Annotated in this window: 19 protein-coding genes, 1 tRNA gene and 1 pseudogene; 11 read left to right on the top strand and 10 right to left on the bottom strand. The window is 63.6% G+C overall.

Translation table 11 applies throughout. The features are described 5' to 3' along the window. Positions 1-13 precede the first annotated feature (13 nt). Positions 14-760 (bottom strand): SDR family oxidoreductase, encoded by a 747-nt coding sequence (locus O7A60_RS17400; RefSeq protein ID WP_337107290.1) that lies wholly within the window; start codon positions 758-760, stop codon positions 14-16. 407 nt (positions 761-1,167) lie between these two features. Between O7A60_RS17400 and zwf the strand changes: the two genes are divergently transcribed. The 3 genes from zwf (at position 1,168) to edd (ending at position 5,235) form a co-directional block, all read left to right on the top strand. After that, positions 1,168-2,640, top strand: coding sequence for a glucose-6-phosphate dehydrogenase (gene zwf, locus O7A60_RS17395; protein ID WP_337107289.1), 1,473 nt, complete (start codon positions 1,168-1,170; stop codon positions 2,638-2,640). After that, positions 2,622-3,338, top strand: a complete 717-nt coding sequence (gene pgl, locus O7A60_RS17390; protein WP_337107288.1) for a 6-phosphogluconolactonase — start codon at positions 2,622-2,624, stop codon at positions 3,336-3,338. Before zwf ends, pgl begins: the two co-directional genes overlap by 19 nt. Before the next feature lie 73 nt (positions 3,339-3,411). Beyond that, positions 3,412-5,235, top strand: a complete 1,824-nt coding sequence (gene edd, locus O7A60_RS17385) for a phosphogluconate dehydratase (RefSeq protein ID WP_337107287.1) — start codon at positions 3,412-3,414, stop codon at positions 5,233-5,235. Positions 5,236-5,302: 67 nt separating this feature from the next. On the opposite strand, the gene O7A60_RS17380 is transcribed toward edd, so the two are convergent. From O7A60_RS17380 to O7A60_RS17365, 4 genes are all read right to left on the bottom strand, one after another. After that, on the bottom strand, positions 5,303-6,955 hold the full coding sequence (locus O7A60_RS17380; RefSeq protein ID WP_337107286.1) for a vWA domain-containing protein: 1,653 nt from the start codon (positions 6,953-6,955) through the stop codon (positions 5,303-5,305). Between the two features lie 109 nt (positions 6,956-7,064). Then, a complete protein-coding gene (locus O7A60_RS17375) occupies positions 7,065-8,063 on the bottom strand; it encodes a GlxA family transcriptional regulator (protein ID WP_032922464.1) in 999 nt (332 codons plus the stop codon). A 28-nt stretch (positions 8,064-8,091) separates the two neighbouring features. Next, positions 8,092-8,991, bottom strand: a complete 900-nt coding sequence (folD, locus tag O7A60_RS17370; RefSeq protein ID WP_337107285.1) for a bifunctional methylenetetrahydrofolate dehydrogenase/methenyltetrahydrofolate cyclohydrolase FolD — start codon at positions 8,989-8,991, stop codon at positions 8,092-8,094. Between the two features lie 182 nt (positions 8,992-9,173). Further along, positions 9,174-10,184, bottom strand: a complete 1,011-nt coding sequence (locus O7A60_RS17365; RefSeq protein ID WP_337107284.1) for a hypothetical protein — start codon at positions 10,182-10,184, stop codon at positions 9,174-9,176. 163 nt (positions 10,185-10,347) lie between these two features. On the opposite strand from O7A60_RS17365, the pseudogene O7A60_RS17360 reads away from it, so the two are divergent. Then, positions 10,348-10,491, top strand: a pseudogene (locus tag O7A60_RS17360) (O-antigen ligase family protein); the annotation flags it as partial. Between the two features lie 94 nt (positions 10,492-10,585). After that, on the top strand, positions 10,586-11,401 hold the full coding sequence (gene proC / locus O7A60_RS17355; RefSeq protein WP_337107283.1) for a pyrroline-5-carboxylate reductase: 816 nt from the start codon (positions 10,586-10,588) through the stop codon (positions 11,399-11,401). A 141-nt stretch (positions 11,402-11,542) separates the two neighbouring features. Here proC and O7A60_RS17350 read toward each other — a convergent pair whose 3' ends face one another. The 4 genes from O7A60_RS17350 to O7A60_RS17335 form a co-directional block, all read right to left on the bottom strand. After that, positions 11,543-11,692: a type II toxin-antitoxin system VapB family antitoxin gene (locus tag O7A60_RS17350; RefSeq protein ID WP_337107282.1), complete on the bottom strand. Its 150-nt coding sequence runs from the start codon at positions 11,690-11,692 to the stop codon at positions 11,543-11,545. 18 nt (positions 11,693-11,710) lie between these two features. Next, positions 11,711-13,024, bottom strand: a complete 1,314-nt coding sequence (locus tag O7A60_RS17345) for an NAD(P)H-dependent oxidoreductase (RefSeq protein ID WP_337107281.1) — start codon at positions 13,022-13,024, stop codon at positions 11,711-11,713. Positions 13,025-13,192: 168 nt separating this feature from the next. Then, positions 13,193-14,581 carry a multicopper oxidase family protein gene (locus O7A60_RS17340; protein WP_337107280.1) on the bottom strand — a complete coding sequence of 463 codons (1,389 nt, stop codon included), beginning with the start codon at positions 14,579-14,581 and terminating at the stop codon, positions 13,193-13,195. A gap of 135 nt (positions 14,582-14,716) precedes the next feature. Beyond that, positions 14,717-16,351: a peptidoglycan L,D-endopeptidase MepK gene (locus O7A60_RS17335; RefSeq protein ID WP_337107279.1), complete on the bottom strand. Its 1,635-nt coding sequence runs from the start codon at positions 16,349-16,351 to the stop codon at positions 14,717-14,719. Positions 16,352-16,798: 447 nt separating this feature from the next. On the opposite strand from O7A60_RS17335, the gene O7A60_RS17330 reads away from it, so the two are divergent. Together O7A60_RS17330 and O7A60_RS17325 are read left to right on the top strand one after the other, a co-directional pair. Beyond that, positions 16,799-17,164 carry a VOC family protein gene (locus O7A60_RS17330; protein ID WP_337107278.1) on the top strand — a complete coding sequence of 122 codons (366 nt, stop codon included), beginning with the start codon at positions 16,799-16,801 and terminating at the stop codon, positions 17,162-17,164. A gap of 81 nt (positions 17,165-17,245) precedes the next feature. Next, the gene (locus O7A60_RS17325) at positions 17,246-17,425 is read left to right on the top strand and encodes a hypothetical protein (RefSeq protein WP_337107277.1); all 180 of its coding nucleotides are present in this window, start codon (positions 17,246-17,248) and stop codon (positions 17,423-17,425) included. Between the two features lie 109 nt (positions 17,426-17,534). On the opposite strand, the gene O7A60_RS17320 is transcribed toward O7A60_RS17325, so the two are convergent. Then, positions 17,535-17,609: transfer RNA gene (locus tag O7A60_RS17320), tRNA-Thr, on the bottom strand. A gap of 124 nt (positions 17,610-17,733) precedes the next feature. Here O7A60_RS17320 and O7A60_RS17315 point away from each other — a divergent pair. The 4 genes from O7A60_RS17315 (at position 17,734) to hisD (ending at position 21,318) form a co-directional block, all read left to right on the top strand. Next, complete coding sequence (locus O7A60_RS17315) at positions 17,734-17,946, top strand: hypothetical protein (protein WP_181166194.1); 213 nt, start codon at positions 17,734-17,736, stop codon at positions 17,944-17,946. A gap of 148 nt (positions 17,947-18,094) precedes the next feature. After that, positions 18,095-19,387: a UDP-N-acetylglucosamine 1-carboxyvinyltransferase gene (murA, locus tag O7A60_RS17310; RefSeq protein WP_027146553.1), complete on the top strand. Its 1,293-nt coding sequence runs from the start codon at positions 18,095-18,097 to the stop codon at positions 19,385-19,387. 199 nt (positions 19,388-19,586) lie between these two features. Next, on the top strand, positions 19,587-20,018 hold the full coding sequence (locus O7A60_RS17305) for a DUF2948 family protein (protein ID WP_140504728.1): 432 nt from the start codon (positions 19,587-19,589) through the stop codon (positions 20,016-20,018). Positions 20,019-20,025: 7 nt separating this feature from the next. Continuing rightward, positions 20,026-21,318, top strand: coding sequence for a histidinol dehydrogenase (gene hisD, locus O7A60_RS17300; RefSeq protein WP_337107276.1), 1,293 nt, complete (start codon positions 20,026-20,028; stop codon positions 21,316-21,318). Positions 21,319-21,323 lie beyond the last annotated feature (5 nt).

Here is a 21,323-nt window from a genome sequence, read left to right as displayed (position 1 = left end):
AAGATTGCCGCATTCAGATGCAGCGGCCGCCATCGACCTCCAGCGCCACGCCGGTGATGAAGGCGGCCTCGTCCGATGCCAGCCATAGCGCCGCGTTGGCGATATCGAGCGGGGTCGACAGCCGCCCGAGCGGGATCGAGGCGCGGAATGTCTCGCGGATCTCGGGCGTGTCGGCGCCCATGAATTTCTCCAGCATGCCGGTCTCGCCGGCGACCGGGCAGAGGCAGTTGACGCGGATGTTCCTGGGCGCGAGTTCCACCGCCATCGACTTGGTGGCGGTGATCGCCCAGCCCTTCGAGGCATTGTACCAGGTGAGGCCGGGCCGAGGCCGCAGGCCAGCGGTGGACGCCGTGGTCAGGATGACGCCACCGCCCTGCCGCTCCATAATCGGCACGACGGCACGCGCGGCGTGATAGATCGCCTTCATGTTGACTGATGTGATCAGGTCGAAAGTTTCCTCGTCGACCTTGAGCATGTCGCCATTGCGGTGGGTGAACCCGGCGTTGTTGACCATGATGTCGATGCGGCCGAAGGCGCTTTTGGCCGCATAGACCATCTCGTCGAACTCGGAGCGCAAAGAAACATCGGTCTGCGTCCAGATCGCCGCGTCGCCGATCTCGCCTGCGACGCGTTCCGCCCCCTTGGCGTTGAGATCGGCGACAACGACCCTGGCGCCCTCTTGCGCGAAGCGCTTGGCCATACCTTCGCCGAAGCCTGATGCCGCACCGGTGATAATGGCGACCTTGTTTTCCAGACGCATGCGTTACCGCTCCTTGGGTACATCGCGCAGCTTGCGCGAAAGGGCTGACAGTCCGGCCGGTGCCGCGACAGGTACGATTTCTCCCTTACAGCATGTCGCGGCGAATAGGATTCGCCCGACCTGCTGCAAGCTTCTGATTTTATGCATGTCGTTATCCCGGAACCGAGGACACTTCCGGGCGACATGCATTAGCTTTCGTCACATTCACGTTCTATGCTGCAACTGCGAAAGCTTCCGGAGTCTTCGTTCACCGACAAGCCTCCCGGTACCGTCAGTGTCAAGCGCACAGGGCGACCCAATCAATATCCAGCGATTGGTCCTCGATGTGACAGCATGGCACTGGAAAATTTAAATCGATTAGAATATATCAGCCGCGTACTCGCGACCGGCGTCACAGCGGACAGACCATGACCAGCCAGATCATCCCCGTCGACCCTTTCGACTTCATCATCTTCGGTGGTACCGGCGACCTGTCGGAGCGCAAGTTGCTGCCGTCGCTCTACTATCGCCAGCGCGACCATCAATTCTCCGAGCCGACGCGCATCATCGGCACGTCGCGCTCGAAAATGAGCGACGAGGAGTTCCAGGCCTTCGCCAGGCAGGCGATTTCGGACCACGTCAAGTCGGCCGATATCGATGCCAAGGAGTTGAAGACCTTCCTCGCACGGCTTTCCTACGTCCCGGCCGATGCGACGAGCGGCGCCGGCTTCGACAAGCTAAAAAAGGCGATTGGCGAAAGCGACCACATCCGCGCCTTCTACCTGGCCGTGGCGCCGGCGCTGTTCGGCGATATCTCGCACAAGCTCAAGGAGCACAATCTGATCACGCCGAATTCGCGCATCGTGCTGGAGAAGCCGATCGGCCGCGACCTCGCCTCGGCGCAGGCGCTCAACGACCTGGTCGGCGACGACTTCCATGAAAGCCAGATTTTCCGCATCGATCATTATCTCGGCAAGGAGACAGTGCAGAACCTGATGGCGCTGCGCTTTGCCAATGCGCTCTACGAGCCGCTGTGGAACTCCGCCCATATCGACCACGTGCAGATCACCGTCGCCGAGACCGTCGGCCTGGAAGATCGCGTCACCTATTACGATAAGGCCGGTGCGCTGCGCGACATGGTGCAGAACCACATGCTGCAGCTGCTTTGCCTGGTCGCCATGGAAGCGCCGTCGTCGATGGACGCCGACGCGGTGCGCGACGAGAAGCTGAAGGTGTTGCGGGCGCTGAAGCGCATCAACGGCAATGAAGCGCCGAAGCACACCGTGCGTGGCCAGTATCGTGCCGGTGCGTCGGCGGGCGGACCGGTGAAAGGTTATGTCGAGGAACTCGGCAAGGACAGCGACACCGAGACCTTCGTCGCCATCAAGGCCGAGATCGGCACCTGGCGCTGGGCAGGTGTTCCGTTCTATCTCAGGACCGGAAAGCGGCTGGCGACCCGGGTTTCTGAAATCGTCATCGAGTTCAAGCCGATCCCGCATTCGATCTTCGGCGACAGCGGCGCTGGGCCGATCTTCGCCAACCAGTTGGTCATCCGGCTGCAGCCGGACGAAGGCGTCAAACAGTTCATCATGATCAAGGATCCAGGCCCGGGCGGCATGCGGCTGCGCCAGATCTCGCTCGACATGAGTTTCGCGCAGTCTTTCGACGGCCGCGCGCCCGACGCCTATGAACGGCTGATCATGGATGTCATCCGTGGCAACCAGACCCTGTTCATGCGTCGCGACGAGGTGGAAGCCGCCTGGAAGTGGATCGACCCGATCCAGAATGCCTGGGAAGGCGCCAAGCAGGAAGCACAGGGCTATACGGCAGGCACATGGGGGCCGTCGGCCTCGATAGCGCTGATCGAACGCGACGGGCGGACATGGCACGAGAGCAATTGAACAGCGCCAGCTATAACTGGAATGCCTTTGCCGACCGTCCGCAGCTGGCCTCGGCGCTGGCTGCAAAGGTGGCCGATCGCCTAACGAGGGCGATCGACCGGCGCGGCAGGGCGTTTCTGGCTGTCTCCGGCGGCACGACGCCGGCAAAATTCTTTGCCGATCTCTCCGCAGCGCCGATCGCCTGGGACAAGGTGATCGTGACGCTGGTCGACGAACGCTTCGTGCCGGCCTCCTCGCCGCGATCGAATGCCGGGCTGGTGGCCGCGAACCTGCTGCAGAACGCGGCCAAGGCCGCCCGTTTCGTTCCGCTCTACCACGAGGCGGCCGGCATCGAGGATGCCGCGACATCCGACGATGCGGCACTGCGATCCCTGCCCTGGCCGCTCGACGTCGTGGTGCTCGGCATGGGACCAGACGGCCACACCGCCTCGTTCTTTCCTGACGCCGACGATCTGCCGAAGTTGCTCGACCCGGCCTCCGACAGGATGATCCTGCCGGTCCATGCCAAAAGCGCCGGAGAGCCGCGGCTGACCCTGACGCTCGCCCGCATCATCGATGCGGATTTCCTCGCCTTGCACATAGAGGGCGAGGACAAGCGCGTCGCCTTCGACAACGCTGTCGCGCCCGGACCGCGCAAGCCGATCCGCGCCGTGCTCGACGCATCGCCCAAACCCGTGGAGGTTTTCTGGGCGCCCTGATTTCAAGTTTACAAATGGTCCCGGCAACGGCGGGAGGATGTTTCCGGGACCTCGGCTGAAAGGACCTGATGCCATGACCGCAAGACGCGATATCGAAACCATCACCGAGCGGATACGCCAGCGCTCCAAACCGGGCCGAGAGCGTTACCTGAGCCGTATCGCCGAAGCGTCGAACCAGACCGCCAACCGGTCGGTGCTGTCCTGCGGCAATCTTGCCCACGGCTTCGCGGTGTGCAGCCCCTCGGAAAAGCTGGCGCTCGGCGCCGACAAGGTGCCCAATCTCGGCATCATCACCTCCTATAACGACATGCTGTCGGCGCATCAGCCCTTCGAGACCTTCCCTGCCCTGATCAAGCAAGCCGCGCACGAGGCCGGAGGCATCGCCCAGGTCGCAGGCGGCGTGCCGGCGATGTGCGATGGCGTGACACAAGGCCAGCCCGGCATGGAGCTGTCGCTGTTTTCGCGCGACGTGATCGCCATGGCAGCCGCGATCGGCCTGTCGCACAACATGTTTGACGCCGCCGTCTATCTGGGCGTCTGCGACAAGATCGTGCCGGGACTGGTGATCGCCGCACTCACCTTCGGCCATCTGCCGGCAGTGTTCATCCCGGCCGGGCCGATGACGACAGGCCTGCCCAACGACGAGAAGGCCAAGGTTCGCCAGCTCTATGCCGAGGGCAAGGCAGGTCGCGCCGAACTCTTGGAAGCCGAGTCCAAGTCTTACCATGGGCCGGGCACCTGCACCTTCTACGGCACGGCGAACTCCAACCAGATGCTGATGGAGATGATGGGCCTGCACACGCCGGGCGCGTCCTTCGTCAATCCAGGCACGCCGCTGCGTGATGCCTTGACCCGCGAAGCGACGAAGCGGGCGCTGGCGATCACCGCACTCGGCAACGCCTATACGCCTGTCGGCCGGATGATCGACGAACGCTCGTTCGTCAACGGCATCGTCGGCCTGCACGCCACCGGCGGCTCGACCAACCACACCATCCACCTGATCGCCATGGCGGCGGCCGCCGGCATCGCGCTGACCTGGCAGGACATTTCCGATCTCTCGGAAGCGGTGCCGCTGCTCGCGCGCGTCTATCCGAACGGCCTAGCCGACGTGAACCATTTCCACGCGGCGGGCGGGCTCGGCTTCCTGATCCGCGAACTGCTCGACGAAGGTGTCCTGCACGAGGATGTGCAGACAGTGTGGGGCGAAGGCCTGCGGCCCTATGCGGTCGAGGCAAAGCTCGGCGCCGACGGCAGCGTGCTGCGCGAGGCTTCGCCGCGCATAAGCGGCGACGAAAAGGTGCTGGCGCCGTTCAACAAGGCGTTCCAGCCGACGGGCGGGCTGAAAGTGCTGGCGGGCAATCTCGGCCACGCTGTCATCAAGACCTCCGCCGTCAAGCCGGAGCGGCGCGTCATCGAGGCGCCGGCCAAGGTGTTCGACAGCCAGCAGGGGCTGAACGACGCCTTCAAGGCCGGCACGCTCACCGGTGATTTCATCGCCGTCATCCGCTTCCAGGGGCCGAAGGCGAACGGCATGCCGGAACTGCACAAGCTGACCACCGTGCTTGGCATCCTGCAGGACCGCGGCCAGCGTGTCGCGCTGGTCACGGACGGACGCATGTCGGGCGCCTCCGGCAAGGTGCCGGCGGCGATCCATGTGACGCCGGAAGCGGTCGAGGAAGGACCGATCGCGCGGATCCATGACGGCGACGTCATCCGCCTCGACGCCGATGCCGGCACGCTGGAGGTGCTGGTGCCAGGGACCGAGCTCGCGCTGCGCCGCACGGCCGAAGCCGACCTGATCGGCAACGAGTTCGGCTTCGGCCGCGAGCTGTTCGCCGGTTTCCGCCAATTGGTAGGGCGTGCCGACCACGGCGCCGGTGCGTTCGGAACCGTCTGACGCATTCTGTACGGCATGAAAAAGGGCGGCTCGTGGCCGCCCTTTTTGCTGGTCGACATCGCGAGCCTTATTGCACCGTCAATTCAACCCGCTCGCCAGCCTTCACGGTCACGGTGCCTTCCTTCTTGCTGTTGTCCGACTTCTCCGAGACCACCGCGTAGTCGCCCGCCGCTATCGCGGCCTGATACTTCTCGTCATAGGCGTAGCCGATCGACTTGCGATTGCCATTGATGTCCTTCTTCGTCTCGAAAATCTCGATCTTGGAGGTGCCGGGCGCCGTAATAGCCAGCACGCCGGCGTCCATGGCGACCTTGAGGTCCTGGAACTCGCCGACCTTGACGCTGAAAGGCTGTTCCACGACCGCGAGGTCAACCGTCGCGATCAACACATAGTCATCCGGCGGCAGGTCGAACTTGCTGTCGGGGCCATAGGCATACGTGACCTCGTCGCGGGTGCCATCGATCTTCTTCTTGGCCTTGAGCACCTTGAAGCCGATGCCTGAACCATCGGCCTTGTCGCCTCCGGCCGCATAATATGCGTTGGCAAGGACATGGCCGACGCCGACGATGATGTCCTTGTCGATCACCCTGCCGGCAGCGAGCGGAATCGTTTCGGTGACCACGCCCTGTCCGATCGTGACGGTCACTTTCTCGTCGCCGGCCGGCAACACGACTTTCGTGTCTCCATAATAGGTCGGGGGGTTGCCGACGCCCGGATAGGCGATCACGACAGCCGCCCCGCTCACGACATCCGCACCTTGGCTGGGACGCGGATGCAGGATAAGCGTGCCGGCATTCAAGGTGAACAGCGGCTTGTAGACCTGGCCTGCCTCGATCTTGACCTTCTGCTCCACCTTGGCCTCGCCGTCGCGCGCGACGACGATGTAGTCGCCTGGTTCCAGATTGGCTTTGTAGTCGCCGTATTCGGTGGTGATGTTGTCGCCGCGCGTGCCGTCCGATTTGGCCTTGTAGACTTCCCAGGCATTGCCGTCGGTGACGGGATCGCCGCCCTCGGCCAGCACAACGGTCGGCATGAAATTGAACTCGGACTTCGCCGGCTCAGGCGCTGGTGCCGGTGCTGGCTCGAGCGTCGGTGCCGGGGCCGCCACAGTCTCGACCAGCGCTTCCTGCAGCGCCTTCTCGTCGGATGCCTGGATGTATTTGCCGCCGGTGTTGTCGGCGAGGCAGGCGATCTGCTTGCCTTCGTCGGCGGTCAGGCCGAAGCCGACGACATCGGCGGTGAAATCGACGCCGGAGGCTTCGAGTTCCTTGCCAAGCGCACAAGGATCGCCGCCGCAGGTTTCGAGCCCGTCGGTGATGAGGACGACGGTCGCCTTGTCCTCGGTGTATCTCAGCGCTTCGGCCGCCTGCTTGACGGCTGCCGTCAGCGGCGTCTTGCCGAGGAACTTCATACTGTCGGCGGCCGCCGAGATGGCGCTTGCCGAGCCCGCCTGGGGCGGCACGATAAGCTGGATGTCGTCGCAGCTGCCTTTCTCACGATGGCCATAGGCCATGAAGCCGATCTCGTCGGCGGCGGGAACCGATTGAAGCACGGTCCTCAGCGATTCGCGGGCGATTTCGAGCTTGGGCTTGCCATCGATCTGCGCCCACATCGATCCCGACGCGTCGAGGATGATGATGATCTTGTTGGCGGCAAAGCCGAATGTCGTCGTCGACAAAAGGAGGATCGCCGCAGCGAAGCTCCGCGCAAGTATCGCCATCGAAATCTCCTGAATAGCCACCCCGTCCGCCGGCTGAAGCTATTTGAGCGCGTGCCGGGACACAAGCCATCGCTGTCAACGAAGCTCGCATAGGCTCTGCGTACCTAATTCAGTATGTGGTGCGGCGCTCTTCCGAGGGCGGGCGGCCAAATTGCAGCCGATAGCTCTGGGCAAAATAGGAATGCGAGGTGAAGCCGGTCGCGATCGCCACGTCGAGGATCGGCATGTTGGTCTGACGCAGCAATTCGCGGGCCCGCTCCAGCCGAAGCCGCATATAGTAGCGCCCGGGCGTGACGTTGAGATGGCGCAGGAACAGCCGCTCCACCTGGCGCACCGAAAGGCCCGCCGACTTGGCGAGCTGTACCGCCGACAGCGGCTCGTCGAGATGGTCGGCCATCAGTTCGACGATGCGCCTGAGCTTCTCCGACTTGCCCGTCAGGTCACGCTCCGGCCCGACGCGCTGGCGGTCTCCGGCGGAGCGGATGCGCTCGTGCTGAAACTGGTTGGCGACGCCATTGGCGAGGTTGGAGCCGAAATCGCCGCGCACGATCTCCAGCATCAGATCGATCGAGGTGGTGCCGCCGGCGCAGGTGTAGCGCTTGCGGTCGATCTCGAAGACATTGCCCGTGCAGTTGATGTCGGGAAAGCGCTCGACGAAGCCGGCGCGGTTTTCCCAATGGATGGTGCAGCGATAGCCTTCGAGCTGGCCGGCCTCGGCCAGCAGGTAGGATCCGACCGACAAAGCACCCAGCGCGTTGCCGCGCCGGCCCCAGCTGCGCAAGGCCGCCAGAACCTTGCTCTTGCCCGGAAATTCCGTCGTCAGGCCGACCGAGACGAAGAGTATGTCGACCGGCGGCAGATCGGCGACGGCGTAGTCGATCTTGAGCGGCAGGCCGTTGGAGGCCATCACCGGATCGCCATCGGCGGACACCGTCGTCCAACCGTAGAAATCGCGACCGAGCAGGCGGTTTGCCGACCGGAACGTGTCGATCGCGGCGGCCAGCGAGAACATGGAGAACTTGTCGACCAGCAGGAAAGCGAACTGCCGGCCTCCTTGAACGGGATCATTCGTGACCGGCCGTTCCGGGGAAATAGTGGGATTCGGCAAAGCTGCGGCTTTCAGGGTCAACCCGGGCTTAGAAGGAAGGCCGCTTCAATCCGGCCGCAAGGTAGGCCGAAGCTAACGTATTGGCCATCAGCATGGCAATGGTCATCGGCCCGACACCGCCGGGCACCGGGGTAATCGCGCCCGCCGCCTTGGCCGCCTCGGCATAGGCGACATCGCCGACGAGACGCGACTTGCCTTCGCCCTTCTCGGGCGCGGGAATGCGGTTGATGCCGACATCGATAACGGTGGCGCCAGGCTTGACCCAATCACCCCTGATCATTTCCGGCCGGCCAACGGCGGCGACAAGGATGTCGGCCGTGCGGGCAAGCTCCGGCAGGTCCTTGGTGCGGCTGTGGGCGATGGTGACGGTGCAGTTGGCGGCAAGCAGCAGACTGGCCATTGGCTTGCCGACGATGTTGGAGCGGCCGACGACGACCGCGTTGAGGCCGGACAGGTCCTTGCCGCGCACGCGCTCGATCAGGAGCATAGAGCCGGCGGGCGTGCAGGGAACGAACGCCGTGTCGAGTTCGCCGGTGCCGAGCTTGCCGACATTGATGAAATGGAAGCCGTCGACATCTTTCTGCGGCGCGATGGCCTGGATGATCTTGCCGGCATCGACATGGGCGGGCAGCGGAAGCTGGACCAGGATACCGTTGATGGCCGGGTCGGCGTTGAGCTCGGCGATGAGCTTGAGCAGTGCCGCCTCTGACGTCTCGGCCGGCAGCGTGTGCTGAAGCGAGTGAAAGCCGCATTCCTTGGCGGTGCGGGATTTGGAAGCGACATAGACCTGGCTCGCCGGATCCTCGCCGACGATGACCACGGCCAGACCTGGCTTGGCCTTGCCCTTGACAACCAGCTCGGCGGTCAGCGCCTTGACCGATCGCACCACGTCTTCGGCAACGCTCTTTCCGTCAATCACTTCGGCCATGGACCACCCTCAATATCGTTCCGCCCAACGCCGCTTTCGAGAACACAATGCAGCGGCGCAGGCAATCTGCAGCGCGGCATTGTCACGAAAATACAAGCTCGCAATCCCGTCAAAGCGCCTTCCCATGCCGTTTACGCGAAACCGGCATGGTTTTGTTCGGCCTCCGCAACCTATCTGGTGGCTCAGAAGTAGCGGCGACGGGTGCGGCTTTCCGTGAGTTCGCGGACCGCTTCGTGGAATTCGCGCAGGCTGGCGCGAATCTCTTCGACCGATGGTTGTTCGCCACCCTCCTTGACCGGGATCGGCCTCGCATGCGGGGCGGCTGGTGGCCGCGTCGGAGCGGGCGGCGGCGGGTACGGCATCTGCGCCGCATAGGGTCCCGCCGTGGCTTGCGTATGACCCGCCTGCGACCAGGGCTGCGCCGGAGGATAGCCCATCGGCTGCGCATAGGGGGAGGATGGCAAGGGCGGAGCTGGATGCAGTCCCCATTGCGGCATCAGGGGCGAGCGCGAGGGCGACGCCATTTGCCGCCCATACCCGGCCTCGGAGCCTGGCTGGAAAGGCGACTGCGAATAATCCAGGCCGGCCGCCTGACGAGGTCCGAAACCAGGCTTCGGATACGTAGGGAATATCGGAACGTTGGCCGGCCGTCCGTTGTCGGCGAAGGCGGGTAGGCCGAACTCGCTGGACAGGTCGTCGGCTTCGACCGACGGCTTGCGGGACATGGCCTTGCGCAATCTCGATATGAGTGCGCCGATCCTTCCGGGGCTTTCGTCCGTACCGCCATTGGAAGATGGGCCGGCTCTGCCCGTTGCGCGGGATCCGGTTGCATCATGAGCGCGACCCGCCGCTGGAGGTTCTTCCGGCGCCAACCTTGCGCGCGGCATCTCGGGAGGCAGATCGCTGGTGCCGATCTGTCCCCGCGAACGCCAGGCGTCGTCGGCTTCAAACGGCTGCTCCTCGTCAGGGGGGAACCGCGAAGCCTCACCGGCGACAGACTGCGGCGGGCTCGCCTTCGTCTCGCGCCGGGAACGGGCCAGGCGATGTCGGGTGGCGGCATCCTCGCGCCATGAGGGGTCCGCGCGGTCTCCTATCGACACCAGCGACGCGTCGTCCTCGCCACGCAAGGCCTCGCCAAGCGCCAGCAAGGAGCGCTCGCGCTTCCAGTCCTCACGGTTTTTCCTGTCGACCATTGTCGTGGAGCTTTACTCTTTAGTCGCTTGGCGGCGGCGGTCGGCCATTCATTAAGCCACGCTAAACAGGCATGGGAAACAAAAGGTTAATTTGCGGAGGATGATGGCAGGAATTCACGCCATGGTTGCGGCAACTTTCAACACATCTGAAAGCTTCAGAACCGTGCTGATGGGCATCCCTGCCCTTTGCGTGGCGACCTATCTCATCGCACAGTTGCGCGACTACATGCGCATTCCGCTGCGCAAGGAGAACAGCTATCTCGGCGATTGCTTCATGATGGTGGTGCTGTTCACCGCATTCAACGCCGATCGCGGTGCGCATGCCCGTCCAGCGGTCCTGAGAGGGCTTCCCCACCGATCCGCGAGCGTCTATGTCATGGCCTTTCCTAGGAGGGCTCTCGATGACGATCAGGCTTGTTCTCGCCGGCTGCGGCAATATGGGTTACGCCATGCTCTCGGGCTGGCTGAAGTCCGGCAAGCTTGCACCCTCGGCGGTTTTCGTGGTCGAGCCCAATGGAGACCTGCGCCAGCGCGCGGCGACTCTGGGCTGCGGTACGGCGGCGGAAGCCGGAGGTATTCCGGCGGATGCCGTGCCTGAACTCGTCGTCATCGCCGTGAAGCCGCAGGTGATCCGTGACGTCGCCGCCGCCTACAAGCGCTTCGGCGACGGCCGCACCACTTTTGTAAGCATCGCCGCCGGCACGCCCGTCGCTACCTTCGAGCAGGTCCTGGGCAACCGTGCGCCGATCGCGCGCTGCATGCCCAACACGCCGGCCGCCATCGGCAAGGGCATGATGGTGGTGTTTTCCAATCCCCTGGTTTCCGGAGACACCAAGCGTTTCGTCGCCGACCTCTTGTCGGCCAGCGGCGAAGTGACCACCATCGATGACGAGAGCCTGATGGATGCGGTGACCGCCGTGTCCGGATCGGGTCCGGCCTACATCTTCCATTTCATCGAGGCACTGACCGTTGCCGCCGAGAAGGCCGGGCTCCCGACGGCAACCGCCAAGCTGCTTGCCATGCAGACCGTCTACGGCGCCGCATCGCTCGCCGCCGAAAGCCAGGAGGATCCGGGTGTGCTGCGCCAGCAGGTGACCAGCCCTAACGGCACGACGGCAGCCGCGCTTGCCGTGCTGATGGGCGAGGATCGGCTGACAAACCTGCTCACGCAAGCGGTGGAAGCGGCGCGACTAAGGTCGATCGAACTGGGCAAGTAGGCTGTGGGTCCGGCGTCATCAGGGCGACTGCGGGTACCGATGCGACGACGTTATGGATTGCTCCACATCTCGTCGATTTCGTCCTTGCTCACAGCCCGGCCAAGGCCGCCCGCTTTGGACCCGAGATCATCGGCAATGCGGCTAGGCGTCTGCAAGGGATGCTTGTTCTTGTTCTCTCACCAATTCATTTTCAAGCGCATCGATAACCGCTCTGGTCATAGAAACCTTGCGTCCTGCGGCAAGCTGAAAAGCTAACTCACGCGCACGTGGGTTGCTGATCCGAAGGTTCATGGGACCAACCTCTTAACGTCAAGCTCCGTACAGCATCTCATCTTGCAGCCGGCGCAGCGCAAACAACCTGGTCGTCTGGTCGGGCGCTGCATTGTCGGCGGTCAGCAACTCGCCTTTCCTGACCGGTTTCAGCACCTTGCCGCCCTCGAGCAGGCCGACCGGGACGGCGTGTTGGGCGCGGGCTTCGCCGACGGTCACGGTCCAGGAGCGGTAGCAGGTTTCGCCGATCGCATCGAAGGTCTCGCCAGCGGCGAGATCGCGCTTGGCGACGGCGCAGACCTCGGCGACCGGCCTCGGCAGCGGCACCATGTCGGGCTTGCCGAACAGCACGATGCGGGCCGCTGTCAGCGGCACTTCCAACGAGGTTAGGTGATATGGTCGAAACAGGCTGTAATAGGGGCCATGGCCGATATGCAGGTCATCCATGCGCTCGATGATGCGCGGATGCGTCGCCTCGACGATGACGAAGACACCAGGCGCCACACCCTTGCCGATCGTGTAATCGACAACGCCCTTTTTCAGCAGGAGGCCACCGTCCTCGCGCGGGATCAGCACCTTGACGAGGTCGTCGCGGTCGGCCTTGGGGCCGTGCATGCCAGGCACGTCGGGCACCAGTCCGGTCGCATTGGCGATGGCGCACATCTCGACCATGGTCTTGGAGCCATCGACGAACTCGACCAGCATGCGCGGGTTCATGTTGCGGCGGGCCGCCTCGTCGCGATAGTCGTCGGGCACGGCATCATGGTTGAGCGGGTTGTTCTTGCCCTTGCCGGCCGAGACGATGGTCAGGCCGAGTGCGGACGCGAACTCGATCAGTTCCATGCAGCTTGACGGCTCGTCGCCGGCGCCGACCGAATAGACGACGCCAAGCCGATCGGCCTGCTGCTTGAGATAGCAGCCGATGGTGACGTCGGCCTCGACATTCATCATCACCAGATGCTTGCCATGCTCCATCGCCATCAGGTCAAAATCGGCGGCAACGCCGGGTTTTCCCGTGGCGTCGATGACCACGTCGATCAGTGGATTGGTCACCAGCATCTCGTTCGAGGTGATGGCGATCCTGCCGCTTTCGATGGCGTCTGTGACTTTCGATGCAGTGTCGGCTTCAACCGCCATCGCCTCGTCGCCATAGGCGATGCGGATGGCGTCACGCGCGGTGTGCGGGCGCCGGGTCGAGACGGCGCAGACCGAAATGCCCGGCATCAGCATGCCTTGGGTGACCAGGTCGGTGCCCATTTCGCCCGAGCCGATGACGCCGATGCGCACGGGGCGGCCCTCGGCGGCGCGTCTGGCGAGATCGCGGGCAAGTCCCGTCAAAGCGACATTGGTCATGCAGGGAATGTCCACAGCTTCTTGATTTGGGGCCGAGTTAGCAGGGACTGGTCCCCTGTGCCAACGAAACCACTCGCGACCGGCGATTTCCAACGGAATCGCTGGGAAAATCCGCCTTCGCCGCGCATTATTGGCCCAGGGTTGCGAATTGACATTGTCGTGACGGCTTCAGACCACCCTGACGTAACTCGTCATGCCTGATTTCTGATGCTCGATGATGTGGCAATGCAGCAGCCAGTCGCCGGGATTGTCGGCGACGAAGCCCAGGCTCACCTTCTCATTGGGCTGGATGAGATAAGTGTCCGAAATCAGCGGCTGCACCGGACGCGTCGAGGACGACAGCACCTTGAAGCTCATGCCATGCAAATGCATTGGATGCGATTGCGGGGTCAGGTTCTCCATGTCGATGACGTAGCTTTTGCCGAGCTTCAGTTCGGCCAAAGGCGCGGTCGGATCGGGTGTATCGCCCGGCCACGGCACCTTGTTGATGGCCCAGAAACTGTAGCCGAGCGACCCGCAGATGCTGTCGCTCGGGACGTTCTCCGCCGTGGCGCTGAGCGCCAGCGAAATATGCTGGGCGGTAGTGAGATCGACCTCGGGCACCGGATTGGCCTCCAGCGGTGCGAGATCGCGGCTGTCGCGTTTGAGGGAAGCTCCAACCGCGCGCAGCGTCGCCAAGGCTTTCGGCTTGGTACCCCTGACGTCCCGCAAGGTCACAAGCGCGCCCTCGTTGTCGGGCATGCGGACAGCGAGTTCCAGACGCTGACCGGGTCCGATCAATAGGGCGTCGGGTGCAAAACGCTGCGGCACCGGGTTGCCGTCCAGCGCGATGACATCAGCTTCGGCGCCGTCGACGCGAAAGGCGTAGATTCGGGTGACATCGGTGATTGCAACGCGCAGTCGCACCAACCCGCCGGCCGGCGCGTCATATTGTGGCTGGTCGAGCCAGTTCGCCGTGCGCACCGTGCCGTAGGTGCCGGTCCTGGCCGCATCGCGCGGTCGGAACTGGTCGATGAACTGCGCGTCGTCGCCAAGGCGCCAGTCGCGCAGGTTGAGGACAAATTCGGCGTCGAACTTTGGGTCGTTCGGGTTTTCGACCACGATCACACCGGTCAGGCCGTGCCCCATCTGTTCCAGCGTGTTGCAATGCGGATGATACCAGAAGGTGCCGGCGTCGGGCGGCGTGAAGGCATAGTCGAAATGGTCGCCGGTGTAGACGTAAGGCTGCACCAGGAAGGGCACGCCATCCATCTTGTTCGGCAGGCGAATGCCGTGCCAGTGGATGGTTGTCGGATCATCGATGGCGTTGACCAGGCGCGCGGCAAAAGGCTCGCCCTTTTTCATCCTGATCACCGGAGGCATGCCGGCGTTGCCGTAGGTCAGCACATCCCTGGTCTGGCCGACATCCATCAGATTGGCCTGGATTTTCGCGGTCCGCAGCACCACCGGTTCAGGCGTGGTCGCGGCCCAGCCGCCAATCCTGCCGATCGCGGCAAGCCCAAAACCGCTCGCGCCAGCGATGGCGGCGGTTTTGAGAAGTGCGCGGCGTGTGATCATGATGCGCTCCAACGGAAAAGCTGACTAGCCTCCACATCTTTTGCCGTTCATAGCCGGACTGGCACCCGTTTGCCAACGACACCGGTCAGGACGGCGGCTTCTCGCTTGCCAGTGAACGGATGCGCTCAAGCTTTGTTATTTGAAGCTGGCGATGGGCAGGAATTTTACCGCCGAGCCGGTGAAGCGGCGGTGGTCGGAGGTCCGTCGTCGTGGCTGGAATCCATCGAGATAGACCTGCACCGGCGCCGTGCGAATGAAATTGGCGGCAATGATGGTCGAGCCGGTTCGGCCGGTGATGCGGCGACCTGTCTCAAGCGGCACGTTGACGGCGGTGGCTTCGGGATCGAGACCTGGCTGGACGCGGTCGGCCTTGGGGCTGGTCCTGATGCGATCTTCGGGTTTCGATGCGGGGAGTGCAACCCGCTGGCCGGCCAGCGGATCGAGACCGTCGTCGGCGTGATGCATGGCCAGCAAGGCACCGATTGCATCGGCAGGTCTGGCCGCCGCCGGCTGACGCGCGGGGCCAGTCTGGCCTTCGGGTCGCCATGTCGGGATAGGGATGTCGAGCGCCAGCATGTCGGCACCAGCAATCGCGGAGGCGGCATTCATCTTGGCCAAGGGAATTTCGCCGCCGGTCGCCGCCGGTTCAGCCGCCGTGGATGCGCTGGCTACGCCGAACGGCACGGTTTGCGGGGTTGGAATGCTGGCAGCGAGCCCGGCGCGCGGTGCGAAGGCGGGTACCGGCACCGTGCCGGGCGCCATCGCCATGACAATCGCTTCCGGCGTCTTCGCGGGCGTTTCTTCAGCCGGATCGGCGGAAGCCATCCGGATGTCCGCCCGCTGGGCCGCCTCCGGCGCCACGATAGCGATGCCCTGTCCGGCCGCCTTGGGTTCACCAGCCGTCTTGGGTTCACCAGCCATCCTGGGTTCAACGGACTTGGCCGAGTTGCGTGGCGCAGGCGCCGCTTGCGCGGCATCGTCGGCTTCGTCCGCGCCGGGCCCGCCCAAAAGCGTTGCCAGCAGACCACGCGCCGGCTTGCGCTGGCCGTTGTCGGCGCTTGCCAGCTCGATGCTGGGCGTGCCGGCGGCCTTGCGGGATTTGTAGGCGGCAAACGCCTGGTCGTAGCCAGGCAGCGGTCGGCCGTCGGTCGGCACATGCAGCGTATTGCCGTTCGGGAAGACCCTGGCCAGTTCCTGGCGGCTGATACCGGGCCAATGCCGCACATTGCCGACATCCATGTGTATGAACGGCGAACCGGAAGTCGGGTAATAGCCGACGCCGCCGCCCTGCATCTTCAGGCCGATGTCGCGCAGCTTTTTCAGCGGCACATCCGGCAGGAAGAAGTCCATGGCGCGGCCAACCATATGCTGGCTTTCCCGGGCCACCCCTTTCGAGCGGCCGCGCAGCATGGCGTTGGTCGCCGGCGAGCGATAGGCGCTGACCACATGGATATAGGCTGTAGAGCCGCTGGCGCGGTAAGCCTGCCAGACCAGGTCGAGCAGACGCGGATCCATCCTGGTCGGTTCGTTGCGGCGCCAGTCGCGCAGCATGAAATTGATCTTCTTCAGTCCCGCCTGATCGTAACGCCCGTTGCGCTTGAAGACGACCTCGGCCTTCTCGCCCGTATGGAGATGCTGAATTCGCAGAGAGCGCGTTTCGGCGAACGCATCGGTGATGCACATGCAGAAGAAAGCGACCATGAAGGCCGGCAACCGGGTCCACCAGCGGAAACCGCCGGGCGCGTTCTGTTGGCTTTCAATCACGCTCATGCCTTGGACATCGTTCCTGTTTCGGGCGATTTGAGGTCTTCGCCGGATGCGGAGCCTTCTTTTCAGCGCCCTCTCCGGCGATGGCTTGATCGGGCGAACAGGCAGCCGTCCCACAACACGTCATGTCGAAGAACAGCATCTTGGTTAATGAATCGTGTCATGCCGAGCATGCGTTTCGACTGAAGATTGCCGAAGCCTCGTCTTTGGGGAAGCCACGTTGTCTTCCGGCTGAACGCGCCAACGGCGGATGCCATCGCACTGTAGCTGGCGGCTGCCGACTGGTATGGACAGACCTGAAGTGCCAGCGTGACGGGTGGTTTCAAGCAGCGCCGCAAGGGCCGGCCGACTGCCAGCAACCCGGATAGTCGCTCCTGTACTCAGTTCCACCACCGCAGGAAACCTTTTGTGCAGTTGACCATTTTAGTTACAACAGGGAGGAGAAGCTGAATGGCATCCGTCCGATACATCGTTGAGAATGTCGACGAGGCGGTCGCGTTCTATCGAGACAATCTCGATTTCAAGGTCGACAAGCATAATCCGGGCAAGTTCGCCGCGCTGTTGCGCGATGACCTGACGCTGTATCTCAGCGCCCCAGGTGCTGGGAGCGGCGGTCAGGCGGGTGGCGATCCAAAGCCGGGCGGGTGGAACCGATTTATGATCGTTACGGCCGAGATCGATGTCCTCATTGAGCGGTTGCGCCGCGCTGACGCAAGATTCCGCGGCAAAATCAGCGACGGCGGTGCCGGCCGCGCCATCTTGCTCGAAGATCCATCGGGGAACGTTGTCGAGCTATTCGAGTTCAAGAAGGATTGAGCCTGACTTGAAGCTGATGGCGCTTACAAGAAATTTTTTGACATTGTAGCGACCACCGAGACGGCCCCGCTAACCTGTCCTGTGAAACTCAACATCCTTGCCTGGAATGCCCGCACCGATGTTGTGAAAGTTTTCTCAGGCGACCAATTGTCGATCGACATTATCCTGGCGGCGGCAACGGTCCCATTCCTGTTCCCGGCCGTGGAGATCAACGGCGACACCCACTGGGGTGACAGCGACGTTGCCGCTGCGTTACGATGAAGACGCGTTGGCGATCGTCGCGCGCAATGTCGAGACTGTCCAGGACACGCTGAAGCCCGGAAACGAGGCCTTGTAAGTCGAGCGCTTGAACGATTTCAAAGGGATGGACTGGTGCTGCGAGAGAGGATTGAACTCTCGACCTCTCCCTTACCAAGGGAGTGCTCTACCACTGAGCTACCGCAGCCGCCGATGGCGGGCTTCTGCCATATCGAACCGGCAAGCGCAAGGCCAAGAACAACGCTTCTGTGAAAGCCTTTGCCGGATAGCTTTCCATGACATGGCGGCGCCACAATGTTGGCTATCCCTGAATGGCGGGTTGGCTGGTCGCCAACCGGGGCGGGATGATGAACGACAAGACAAATCCACCGAAAAGCAGCGAAACAACCCGCAAGAGCCGGCTCGCCGAGCAGTTGCGTGCCAATCTGCAGAAGCGCAAGGCGCAGTCGCGCTCGCGCCGTACAGGTGAGGCCGACCAACGGCCCGACGGGCTCGGCGCGGCCAAGGAAATGAAGAAAGATTAACTCAAATCGGCCACTCTTGGGCCGGGGTGGGCGAAATCCTATTTCTTGAACCAGCCTAATTCTTGAACCAGATTGGTCAATGGTCTAGACGGGCCGATACACTCAAACGATTGAACCGGCCTTTTCTGGCTGAGAGGGACATTCTCTAATGGATCGCATCAGAATTGTCGGCGGCAACAAGCTTGCCGGAAGCATTCCGATCTCGGGCGCCAAAAACGCCGCTCTGCCGCTGATGATCGCCTCGCTTTTGACCGACGATACGCTGACACTCGAAAACGTGCCGCATCTGGCCGATGTCGAGCAACTGATCCGCATCCTCGGCAATCACGGCGTCGACTATTCGGTCAATGGCCGCCGCGAGAAGCAGAATGAGGGCTATTCGCGCACCATCAACTTCTCCGCCCGCAACATCGTCGATACCACCGCCCCTTACGAGCTGGTGTCCAAGATGCGCGCCTCGTTCTGGGTGATCGGGCCGCTGCTGGCCCGGATGGGCGAGGCCAAGGTCTCGCTGCCCGGCGGCTGCGCCATCGGCACGCGTCCGGTCGATCTGTTCCTCGAAGGCCTGCAGGCGCTGGGCGCCGATATCGATGTCGATACCGGCTATGTCATCGCCAAGACCCGGAATGGCCGCCTCGTCGGCAACCGTTACGCCTTCCCCAAGGTTTCGGTCGGCGCCACCCATGTGCTGATGATGGCGGCATCGCTCGCCAAGGGCGAGACGGTGCTCGAAAACGCCGCCTGCGAGCCCGAGATCGTCAACCTCGCCGAATGCCTCAACGCCATGGGCGCCAGGATTTCCGGCGCCGGCACGCCGACCATCACCATCGACGGCGTCGAAGCGCTGTCGGGGGCGCGCGTGCGCGTCATCCCCGACCGCATCGAGACCGGCACCTATGCCATGGCTGTGGCGATGACCGGCGGCGACGTCGTGCTCGAAGGCGCGCGGCCGGAGCTGCTGCAGACGGCGCTCGACGTGATTTCCCAGACGGGCGCGGAGATCACGCAGACCAATTCCGGCATCCGCGTGAGGCGCAACGGCGCCGGCATTTCGCCGGTCGATGTGACGACGGCGCCCTTCCCGGCCTTCCCGACCGACCTGCAGGCGCAGTTCATGGGCCTGATGACCATGGCCAAGGGCAAGTCGCGCATCACCGAGACGATCTTCGAAAACCGCTTCATGCACGTCCAGGAACTGGCTCGGCTCGGCGCCCACATCACGCTTTCGGGCCAGACGGCGATCGTCGACGGCGTGGCGAAGCTGAAAGGCGCGCCGGTCATGGCGACCGATCTTCGCGCTTCCGTCTCGCTGGTCATCGCTGGCCTGGCGGCCGAAGGCGAGACCACGGTCAACCGCGTCTACCATCTCGACCGCGGTTTCGAGCGGCTGGAGGAAAAGCTTTCCAATTGCGGCGCGGTGATCGAGCGTATTTCGGCTTAACGATCCGCGGTCCCTTGGCGAAATCATCTGCGAAGCGTCCTTCTCCCGCCACTATACGGGGAGAAGTGCCGGCAGGGCCGATGAGGGGTGCGCAAAACCTGAGGCAATTGCCTCCGGCAGCATTCTTGGTGCGGTTGCACCGATCGGAAAGACCGCCTAACAGAAAGGCTGATTGCCAACCTCTAGGTGTGAAATCCGCATGGTCTTAAAACTGATCGCGCTCGACGACCAGGATCTGAGCATCGTCTCGGCCCATCTCCAGGACGCCGTGATGAAGGTTTCGGACCTCGAATTCCTGCCCAAAGCCAAGCGTTTCGTGCTGACCATGAACCGTTTCGTGTGGGAAGCCAAATCCGGCCTGTTTCGCCAACACAATGAGCGACGGCAGGCCGTGCTGCATTTCGACCGGGTGCTGGGCGCCAAGACCAACGGCATCGCGCGCGACAAGCCGGCCGAAATTCTCTCCCTGCTGGCGATCAGCTTCATCGAGATCAGCAAGCCCGCGGGCATCGTCGAACTGATCTTTTCGGGCGGCGGCACGATCATGCTCGATGTCGAATGCATCGAGGCTCGCCTTGCCGATATTGGCGGCGCGTGGGAAGCCACGTCGCGCCCCATACACAGGGCTTGAGCATACGATGGCCATCACGCTTCGCCAGTCCGACGCCGATTTCGAGCAGCGTTTCGCCGCGTTCCTCCTGACCAAGCGCGAGGTATCGACCGATGTCGACGCCGTGGTGCGCGACATCATCGCGCGCGTGCGTGCCGAGGGCGACGCGGCACTGATCGACTACACGAAGAAATTCGGCGGAGGCGACCTCGCCGAACTCGGCGTTGCCGTCTCGGCGGAACACATCGCCGGCGCCTATGCCGAGGCCGATCCGGCCACGGTCGAGGCGCTGAAATTCGCGCGTGACCGCATCCGGTCCCATCACCAGCGGCAAAAGCCGCAGGACGAACGCTACACGGATGCCGCCGGCGTCGAGCTCGGCTCGCGCTGGACCGCGATCGAGGCGGTCGGGCTCTATGTGCCGGGCGGCACGGCAAGCTATCCGAGCTCGGTGCTTATGAACGCCTTGCCGGCCAAGGTAGCCGGCGTCGAGCGCATCGTCATGGTCGTGCCGGCACCGCACGGCATCGTCAACCCGCTGGTGCTGGTGGCGGCGGATATATCAGGCGTCTCCGAAATCTACCGCGTCGGCGGCGCGCAGGCGATCGCGGCACTTGCCTATGGCACGCAGACGATCAAGCCGGTGGCCAAGATCGTCGGCCCCGGCAATGCCTATGTCGCCGCGGCCAAGCGGCGGGTATTCGGGACTGTCGGCATCGACATGATCGCCGGGCCGTCGGAGGTGCTTGTCGTGGCCGACGGCGGCAATGATCCGGAGTGGATCGCGGCGGACCTGCTTGCCCAGGCCGAACATGACGTGTCGTCGCAGTCGATCCTGATCACCGACAACCCGGCTTTCGGCAAAGCGGTCGAACGTGCGGTCGAACGCCAGCTGCAGAGCCTGTCGCGCGCGGAAACGGCGGCCCAGAGCTGGCGCGATTTCGGCGCGGTGATCGAAGTCGAAACGATCGAGGCATCGCTGCCGCTGGTCGACCGTATCGCCGCCGAACATGTCGAACTGGCCATCGACGATGCCGAGGGCTTCCTCGCAAAGATGCGCAACGCCGGCGCGGTTTTTCTCGGCCGCCACACGCCCGAGGTCATCGGCGACTATGTCGGCGGCTCCAACCACGTGCTGCCGACGGCGCGCTCGGCGCGCTTCTCGTCGGGCCTTTCCGTGCTCGACTTCGTCAAGCGCACCTCGGTCCTGAAGCTCGGACCGGAGCAGTTGCGCATGCTGGCACCGGCGGCGATCGCACTCGCGCAGGCGGAAGGGCTCGACGCGCATGGCCGCTCTGTCGCCATACGTCTGAACATGTAGGCCGG

The organism is Mesorhizobium salmacidum (SeqCode) (assembly GCF_037179605.1).
In the GTDB taxonomy this organism is placed as follows: domain Bacteria; phylum Pseudomonadota; class Alphaproteobacteria; order Rhizobiales; family Rhizobiaceae; genus Mesorhizobium; species Mesorhizobium salmacidum.
The sequence above is the reverse complement of the archived record's forward strand: the minus strand, read 5'-3'. Positions and strand labels throughout refer to the sequence as shown.